This window comes from Klebsiella sp. K47, from assembly GCF_051858335.1.
Lineage (GTDB): Bacteria > Pseudomonadota > Gammaproteobacteria > Enterobacterales > Enterobacteriaceae > Klebsiella > Klebsiella pneumoniae.
In genome coordinates, this window is record NZ_JBPYUI010000624.1 from 1 (window position 1) to 207 (window position 207).

The 207-nt window shown below is 63.8% G+C and carries 1 protein-coding gene; it reads left to right on the forward strand.

The features are described 5' to 3' along the window. Positions 1-207, forward strand: a 207-nt coding sequence (locus tag RRF55_RS29475) for a hypothetical protein (protein ID WP_439419523.1), incomplete at both ends; no start/stop codon positions are given.

A 207-nucleotide genomic window follows, 5' to 3' on the forward strand; every position in this document is an offset into this window, starting at 1 on the left:
GCCTGTCCGTGGTCCTGCCTGCAGCGGCCGCAGCCACCGCCCCATTTCCTGCCGAAGGGGTGTGGCGCGGCGAATTCAATATCGATGGCGATCCCATTCCCTTCAACTTCGAAGTAAAGGGAAAGCGTGCGCAGGACGCGACCTTCACCCCGCTCAACGGCAGCCGCACCGACAGATTCAAGGTCACCCCGCGCGATGACGGGACCT